Below are 8,100 nucleotides of genomic sequence, written 5' to 3' on the forward strand. Positions count from 1 at the left end.
AGCAGCTGCTCGGCGTCGGCACAGCAGGGCAGGTCGCGCCGACAACTTGTCCTGGCAACCTGCTGGTCACCTCGTACCGAATGAGGAGAGAAACGTGTCCACCCATCCGCTCGCGACGGATACCGACGAACTCGGCCCGCTGCCCCACGATTTCCCCTTCGATCCCACTCACGGCTACGACCTGCCGCGTCTCCTCGCGGTGAAGGCGCCGCCGGGACCGGACGACTTCGCCGACTTCTGGCGGGAGCGTTACGCGCGTGCGCTGCGCGTCGACACGACGCCCCGGATCGAGGGGCCCTGGGCCACGGTGGACGGCTTTCGGGTCGCCGACGTCTCGTACACGTCCACCGATGGCGTCCGTATCGGCGGGTGGCTGACCGTTCCCGCCGACGGCCGGGTCACCCAGGGCTGCGTTGCGGCCCACGGATACGGAGGCCGGACGGCCCCGGACTCCTGGCAGTCCCCGCCCGGGACCGCGACCCTCTGGCCCTGCCTGCGCGGGCTCGGAACGCGGAGCCTGCTGCCCGGCGTTCCCTCGCATTCGGCGGGGCACGTACTGCATGGCATCGGCGCCCGGGAGTCGTACCTCATCGGCGGATGCGTGGCGGACGTCTGGTGCGCGGCCACCGCACTGCGGCTGCTGGTGCCGGAGGCCGCCGGACGGATGACGTACCTGGGCACGAGTTTCGGCGGCGGCATCGGAGCGCTGGCGCTCCCCTGGGACGACCGTTTCCGGGCCGCCGGCCTGACGGTACCTACCTTCGGCAACCATCCGCTCCGGGTGACACTTCCGTGCACGGGCAGCGGTGAGTCGGTCCGTACGCGGTTCGCCGAGGATCCCGCGGTGCTGGATGTCCTCGCGTACTTCGACGCCGCGACGGCGGCCCGGCACCTCGAGATCCCCGTCCACGTGAGCGCAGCCCTGTTCGATCCCCATGTGCCCCCGCCCGGGCAGTTCGCGGTGCACAACGCACTGGCCGGGCCGCGCGAACTCCTGGTTCTGCGGGCGGGGCACTTCGACCATCCGGGCGAGCCGGCCGAGACGGCGGCCCTGGAAGAGGCCCAGCGACAGTTCCTGTCAGGGGCGGACCCGGTGGTGCCCGGCCCCACCGCTTGACCCGCCTGCCGTGCGGCCGGCTCCGCCAGGCCGGGCGCTCACGGGTCCCCACTCTGTGGCCTGGTGATTCCGCGATGCCGGCGGTGTCCGCCCCGCTCGCGTCGCGGGACCGCCACGGTCGCTGATTTCAGGTACAGGTGCCGGTCGCGCGCGATATGCTGATGCAGAATGTGCAAGGCATTTGCAGAACAAGGAGGGTCATGGCTACCCGGGCGACTGATGCAGGGACGAACCAGAGCGTCGAACGAGCGGTCTCCGTGCTGCGCGCACTCGACTCCGGCCGGCCCGAACTCCGTGTCTCCGACATCGCCGAGCTCACCGGACTGGGCTCCTCGACCACCTCCCGCCTGCTGTCCACCCTGGAACGCCTCGACATGGTCGAACGCGATCCGGTCAGCAACCTCTACCGCCTCAGCCTGGGCCTTCTCCCGCTGGCCGCGACCGCCACCAACCGCCACCCCGTGCACCGGGCCGCGCGCATGGTGCTCCAGGGCCTCGCCACCCGCACCGGGCTGGGGGCCAACGTGGCCGTACGCCGCGGTGGCGAGCTGATGTTCCTGTGCAATTTCGAGGGCACGCGCGCCCCCAAGTCCTATACGCAGGCCGGACACACCGCCCCGCTGCACGCCACGAGCATCGGCAAGTGCCTCCTCAGCGGTCTCGCCCCCAAGGAGCGCCGCAAGCTGCTGGGGGACCCGCTCGACGCGCACACCGAGTACACGACCACCAGTCACGACCTTCTCGACGCCGAGATCGAGACCGTCCGGCGCACCGGTTACGCCGTCGAGGCCGAGGAGCGCGCCCTGGGACGCGCGTCCCTTGCCGCGCCGGTCCGCGACGCCTCGGGGGAGATCGTCGCCGCCATCTCGCTCTGGGGCCCGACCTCGGTGCTCGGGGGCGGCTCCGACACCGAGGGGCAGCGCTCCGCCCTCGTACGCGAGGTCATCGAGGCCGCCGACGCCATCAGTCAGGCCCTCGGCGCGCTCTGACGTACACGCGAAAGGGGGCCGGGGGAAGGCCGACCAGCCTTCCCCCGGCCCCCTTTCGCCGTGCGGCTATGCGCCGTACGCCTTGAAGGCGAACACGTGGGCCTGCCGCGCCCCGTGCGTCGCGTCGACCACGAGCCGCAGTGCGCCGGTGCGCACGGGACCGCCGTCAGGGGCCTCCAGCGCGTGTACGCGGTGCCGACGCCGGTTGTCCGTCACCGTCAGGAGCGTGTGCCAGTCGCCTGCGGCGTCGCGCGTCTGGACGCGATAGTCGCGTACGAGCTCCGGCATGACCTCGAACGGGGTGCGGTGGCGGTGCAGATTGTTGAGGTACTCGTCGACGTCGTCGTCGAACACCAGGCGGATCTCGGTGAGCTCCTGCTCGTCGTGCCAGTCGAGACGGAGCCACCGGGCGTCGTCCTCGCGCGCGGACGACCACATGTTCGGGCCGCCGTAGGGGCGCTGGAATCCGCCCACGGCTCGTCCGGGCCGGAACGCCCTGGTGTCGGGGGCCGCCCGGAAGGCGAAGGTCTGCCGGCGCAGGCCGCGGGCCTGCCATTCCAGGACCAGCTGGCCGTCCTCCTCCGGGATGTCGTGGTCGACGCCCGCGTCCCCCTCGGCCTTCCTGCGCAGGGCGAGGACACCGTCGGTGCGCTCGGGGAGGAGGACCAGGGCCGTGTCGGGGCAGGCGCGCACGATCAGGATCGCGTTTCCGGGTGTCCCGGGGCGGTGGTCGAGGGGCGCCGTGACCCAGTGCGGGCCGCCGGGCGGGACGGTGACGGTGGTCGTCAGAAGCCGGTCGGCGGGGACCCCGTTCTCCGGCCGGCCCGTGCTCCACAGTTCCACGGTGAGCTCGCGGGGTCCGTCGTCCGGGGCGCCGTGGACGAGGAGGTCGACCGTGTCGAGTGCCGGGTCGACCGGCAGCAGGAGCGCGAGGTCGCGGGTGAGGGGGTACGGGGCGCCGGGCGCGTCCTGCGTGGGTTCCGCGGCCAGACGGGTCAGGCAGGAGGAGGCGGTGACGCGGGCCGCCCGGGCCAGGTTGCCGGGGTCCTCGTCGGCGAGGCCGATCACGGAGGCGTCCTGGCGGAGCAGGGTGCGGTGCACCAGCTCCGGCCGTTCGGTCGCGAGTTCCCGTGGAGTGAGGTTCTCGGCGACGCACAGGGCCGCGGCGGTACCCGCGGCCTCGCCGAGGGTCGCGCAGGTGGCCATGACGCGGGTCGCCCCGAAAGCGATGTGCGTGGCGGAGATGTTGCGCCCGGCGAAGTGCAGGTTCGTGACGTTCGCCGAGTAGAGGGAGCGCAGGGGGACGTGGAAGATGCCGTCCGCGTACCGCTGGCGCGCGCCGGGCTCCTCGGCGTACATGCCCTGTACGGGGTGGAGGTCGACGGACCAGCCGCCGAAGGCGATCCGGTCCTCGAACTGGCGCTGCTGGAGGATGTCCTGCTGGGTGAGGACGTGGTCGCCGAGGAAGCGGCGGTACTCGCGCTTGCCGGGAAGACTGCCGACCCACTCCAGGGTGAGGTTCGCCGCGTCCGGGAACTGCCCGGAGTTCTTGATGTGGTCCCAGACCCCCATGATCACGGCCTGGAGCTCGTCGCGGATGCGCTCGTTGTCGTGGACGGTGTCGAGTTCCCCGCCCCACTCGATCCACCAGTAGTCGCAGCCGTTGTCGCCGGTGCGCAGGATGCGGTTGCGCAGGATGGGGGTGGTCGTCAGGTCCTTGGCGTAGGCGGGCGGCACGAACTTCACCGGCCGGCCCGTGTCCCTGGTGTGGAAGAGGATCGTCGAGCCGAGCAGCGCCTGGTCCGCCTCGGACGGCGCCCACGGCTCGTCGAACTCGGACCGCGCCTCACGGCCGATGCGGTAGTGGGCGCCGGCGAGGTGGCCGACCAGGCCGTCTCCGGTGCAGTCGAGGAACTGGCTCGCGTGGAAGGTGATGCGGCGCTCCGAGCCCATCATCCAGCCGGTGCAGGAGTGCACCTCGCGGCTGTCGGCGGGGCCGCTCGCGTCGACCTCGCGTACGTCGGTGTTGAGGTAGAGGTCGATGTTCTCCTCGGCGCGGACCGCGTCGAGGACGACCTGGTCCCAGTAGTAGGGATTGCCCTCGGGGTTGCGGTACTGGTTCTCGGTGTACAGCTCGCCCATGATCCCGGTCTCGCGGGCCCAGCGGTGCACGCCGTGTGCGGTGGCGCCGCAGACCCAGACGCGGATCTCGCTGCTGGCGTTGCCGCCCAGGACCGGCCGGTTGTTGACCAGGGCGACGCGTCGGCCGAGCCGGGCCGCAGCGATGGCAGCGCAGGTCCCCGCCAATCCGCCGCCGATCACGGCGATGTCGTAATGGACCTCTTCTTCCCGCACGGTGCGGCCTCCTTGGTGTGAAGCTCGGGTACACCCCGCCGTAGCGGAGCGGTCTCGAACGTACATCACATCCATATTGTGCAACCACTGTTCAACCAATGGGATTCGCTGTAAGTTCCGGTGGTGGCCACTGACCTGGCCGTTGGAAGCCAAAGTGCACGTTCGGGGCAGGTGGGGCGCGTTCGCCGGACCTGCACAGAATCGGCGATTCACCAACGAAAAGGGTTGACGCCATCGCGCGATATGGAGAACGATCCCGCATGTTGCAACGTGTATTCATTGCGGCAGGGGCGACGTCCATGCAGGGCCTCGGCGCTCCCACCACCACCTGAGAGGACAGACCCATGAGTACGGCCGCACCTCCCCAGAAGGCGCCCCCGCCCCGCCGGCGGACCGGGGGACGGCTCTCCAACGGTGCGTTCGCCCTGCTGCTGACGGCCCCCGGCCTCGCCCTGTTCGCGGCGATCATCTTCTACCCGCTGCTGTCGGCGCTGTTCACCGGCTTCTTCAAGCAGGATCTGCGGCTTCCGGGCCGGGAGTTCGTCGGCCTGGAGAACTTCACCTACTGGCTGGACGGCGACTTCCTCACCATCCTTGAGCAGACGCTGGTCTTCACCGTCGGGGCGACGCTCGTCCCCTTCGCGATCGGCCTCGCGCTCGCGCTCGCGTTGAACACCGGCCTCAAGGGAAGCGGCTTCCTGCGCGGCCTGTTCCTGTTCCCCTGGGTGATTCCGGGCGTGGTGGTCTCCTTCCTCTGGATGTGGATCTTCAACGCGAACTACGGGGTACTCAACGGCGTCCTCATGGAGGCCGGGATCATCGACGAGTCCGTGGCCTGGCTCGGCCGGCCCGGCACCGCGATGCTCGCCGTGATCGTCACCAAGACCTGGGCCAGCTTCCCCTGGATGATGGTGATGCTCCTGGCCGGACTGCAGACCGTCCCCAAGGAGCTGCACGAGGCGGCCTCGATGGACGGGGCGGGTTCGATCCGGCGCTTCTTCGCCGTCACCTGGCCGCAGCTCCGCGGTGTCGCCTCGATCGTGCTCCTGCTGGAGTTCATCTGGAACTTCCAGCACTTCGACACCATCTACGTCCTCACCGGCGGCGGCCCCGCCGGAACCACCGAGACGTTCGCGACCGCCGTCTACCAGACCGCCTTCAAGGGCTTCGACATCGGCCGGGCCACCGCGCTGGGCGGGCTGTGGATGCTGCTCCTGCTGCTCCTCGTCGTCGTCTACCTCAGGATCACCGAGCGGAAGGGCGACGCCTGATGACCTCCACCACCTCCACCCCGCTGTCCGCCGTCGACCGGCCGCAGCAGTCCGCCACGCGGACCGGGCACAGCACCCGGCGCCGTATGCGCAAGGACCTGCTGCGCTCGCGGATCGCCGCCTGGAGCGCGGTCGTCGTCATCGGCGCCTTCGGTCTGCTGCCGGTCTACTGGCTGCTCGCCACCGCGCTGAGCACCCCCGAGTCGACCTTCCAGTTCCCGCCGAAGCTGATACCCACCGATCTCACCCTCAGCAACTTCACGGCCCTGGCCGACAACGACCAGCTGATCAAGTACATGGTCAACTCGCTCGTCGTGGCCTCGATCACCGCCGTGCTGAGCGTGATCGTCGCCACGTACATGGGCTACTCGTTCTCCAAGTTCCGCTACCGGGGGCGCCGGTCGCTGATGCACCTGGTGCTGGCCTCCCAGATGTTCCCCCAGGCGCTTCTGCTGGTGACGCTGTACACCGTCTTCTCCAGCTTCGGCATGCTCAACACGTACACCGCCCTGGTGCTCTCCTTCACCACGTTCACCATGCCGCTGTGCGTCTGGATGCTGAAGGGCATCTTCGACACCATCCCGGACGCCCTGCTGGAAGCGGCGTCCATCGACGGCGCGTCCCGGTGGCGGACGCTGCACTCCATCGTGGCGCCGCTGGCCGCGCCGGGGATGATCGCCGCCGGCCTCTTCGCCTTCGTACGCGGCTGGAACGACTTCATCTTCGCGCTGACTCTGGCCGACAAGGAGAAGCAGACCCTGCCCCCCGGGCTCGTCTCCACCTACATCGGCGAGTTCCAGACCGCCTGGCCGCAGCTGATGGCCGCCTCGCTCGTGGTGTCGGTCCCCGTGATCGTCGCCTTCATGTTCCTGCAGCGCTACCTCGTCGGCGGCATGACCGCCGGCTCGGTCAAGAGCTGAACCAGCAAGTTCGGCCCGCGCCCCGACGTACCTCCCTCCCGCACACTCCCATGGAGAGATCATGACCACCTCTGGCATCAGCCGCCGCGGCGCGCTGCGCATGTTCGGCATCGGCGCGCTCGGTGCAGCGGGCGCCGGTGTGCTCGGCGCCTGCGCGCCGTCCGGCGCCGGCTCCTCGTCCAACGGCGGCGACCCGAAGTCCAAGAACTTCGACTTCACCTCCTGGTCGCTCAACGAGGAGGCCGCCAAGCCGTCGATCGAGAAGATCATCGCGGCATGGGAGAAGGCCGAGAAGTCGAAGATCCGCGCGGTCTCGTACCCGTACAACGAATACCTGAGCCAGCTCACCCTCAAGCTGGGCGGCGGGGAGACGACGGGCGCGGTGCACCTCGACATCGCCTGGCTCGCCGCGATGGCGCAGATGGGCAAACTGGTCGACCTCGGATCGGTGGCCGGCAAGGCCGGCTACACGGACGTGGCGCTGAAGAGCGGCGTGTACGACGGCAAGCAGTACGGGCTGCCGTGGAACACCGGATCGATCGGTGTGATCGCCAACTCACAGCTCCTGGAGAAGGCCGGGATCAAGAAGCACCCCACCACCATCGAGGAGTTCGAGGCCGCGCTGCGCGAGCTGAAGGGGCTCGGCGGGGGAGTGGTGCCGTACGCCGCCGCCACCAAGGTGGCGCAGCTCAAGGACATCTTCCCGTGGATGCAGACCTTCGGCTGCAAGCTGCTCGACGGCGGGAAGGTCACGATAGGCGACGACGCCTCGGTCGACGCGGTCACCTGGTACAAGAAGCTGCATGACGAGAAGCTGATCGCCGCGGACGTGGACCGCTTCGACGCCCGCGCCCTCTTCGGGCAGGGCAAGGCCGCGTTCTACGACGACGCGATCATCGGGAAGGGTGTGACCTCCGCCCAGTCGAAGGACACGTCGCTGGCCGGCGCCATGCAGCCGATGGAGCGTCCGGTGCTCGAGGCCGGGGACACGCCGCAGGCGCTGCTGTGGGGCGGTGTGATCGCGATCGTGCAGGGCAAGGGGCAGGACGCGGCGACGGAGTTCGCGCTGCACACCACCACCGACCGGGCCACCACATCCGAGTACTTCGCCGCGCGCGCACTGCCGCCGTCCACCACCGCGGGTCTGGCCGCTCCCGAGGTCGCCAAGGACACCTTCACCACGGAGTGGACCGAGAAGATCACGAAGACCGCGACCGGCAGCCCGTTCTGGCAGTTCGCGCAGAATTCCCAGATCGAGGAGGCCGTCGCGAAGCAGGTACAGGGCGTCCTCGTCGGCACGTCCAAGCCGAAGGACGCGATGAAGCGGGCCGGCGAGGAGGCCGCCGCGCTCATCAAGCGCTGAGTCCGAGCGCCGTGGCCCCGGCCCGGCGAGCGCGGCACGCTTCGCCCGGCCCGTGGCCGGGCCGGCGCCGCACGCCTCGCCGGGC

General features: G+C 70.0%; 6 protein-coding genes. 5 read left to right on the forward strand and 1 reads right to left on the reverse strand.

All coding sequences use genetic code 11. The annotated features are described in order from the left end of the window. Positions 1-94 precede the first annotated feature (94 nt). A complete protein-coding gene (locus tag G3I41_RS31730) occupies positions 95-1,117 on the forward strand; it encodes an acetylxylan esterase (protein WP_164403985.1) in 1,023 nt (340 codons plus the stop codon). A 200-nt stretch (positions 1,118-1,317) separates the two neighbouring features. Then, positions 1,318-2,106, forward strand: coding sequence for an IclR family transcriptional regulator (locus G3I41_RS31735; protein ID WP_164403986.1), 789 nt, complete (start codon positions 1,318-1,320; stop codon positions 2,104-2,106). A gap of 66 nt (positions 2,107-2,172) precedes the next feature. Here the strand turns inward: G3I41_RS31735 and G3I41_RS31740 are convergent, their stop codons facing one another. Beyond that, a complete protein-coding gene (locus G3I41_RS31740; RefSeq protein WP_164403987.1) occupies positions 2,173-4,461 on the reverse strand; it encodes an FAD-dependent oxidoreductase in 2,289 nt (762 codons plus the stop codon). A gap of 344 nt (positions 4,462-4,805) precedes the next feature. Here G3I41_RS31740 and G3I41_RS31745 point away from each other — a divergent pair, with 344 nt between their 5' ends. The 3 genes from G3I41_RS31745 (at position 4,806) to G3I41_RS31755 (ending at position 8,015) form a co-directional block, all read left to right on the forward strand. Continuing rightward, entirely contained in the window at positions 4,806-5,732 is a 927-nt protein-coding gene (locus G3I41_RS31745) for a sugar ABC transporter permease (RefSeq protein ID WP_164403988.1), read from the forward strand. Further along, a complete protein-coding gene (locus G3I41_RS31750) occupies positions 5,732-6,652 on the forward strand; it encodes a carbohydrate ABC transporter permease (protein WP_164403989.1) in 921 nt (306 codons plus the stop codon). The genes G3I41_RS31745 and G3I41_RS31750 overlap by 1 nt, the downstream gene beginning before the upstream one ends. Positions 6,653-6,713: 61 nt before the next feature. Further along, positions 6,714-8,015 carry an extracellular solute-binding protein gene (locus G3I41_RS31755; RefSeq protein WP_164403990.1) on the forward strand — a complete coding sequence of 434 codons (1,302 nt, stop codon included), beginning with the start codon at positions 6,714-6,716 and terminating at the stop codon, positions 8,013-8,015. Positions 8,016-8,100: the final 85 nt, after the last annotated feature.

Source organism: Streptomyces sp. SID9727 (genome assembly GCF_010550605.1).
GTDB lineage: Bacteria > Actinomycetota > Actinomycetes > Streptomycetales > Streptomycetaceae > Streptomyces.

Bases quoted from the DNA above. Each gene is read 5' to 3' on its own strand.
- G3I41_RS31745 (WP_164403988.1), top strand. From the start codon at position 4,806: ATGAGTACGGCCGCACCTCCCCAGAAGGCGCCCCCGCCCCGCCGGCGG.
- G3I41_RS31755 (WP_164403990.1), top strand. From the start codon at position 6,714: ATGACCACCTCTGGCATCAGCCGCCGCGGCGCGCTGCGCATGTTCGGC.
- G3I41_RS31750 (WP_164403989.1), top strand. From the start codon at position 5,732: ATGACCTCCACCACCTCCACCCCGCTGTCCGCCGTCGACCGGCCGCAG.
- G3I41_RS31735 (WP_164403986.1), top strand. From the start codon at position 1,318: ATGGCTACCCGGGCGACTGATGCAGGGACGAACCAGAGCGTCGAACGA.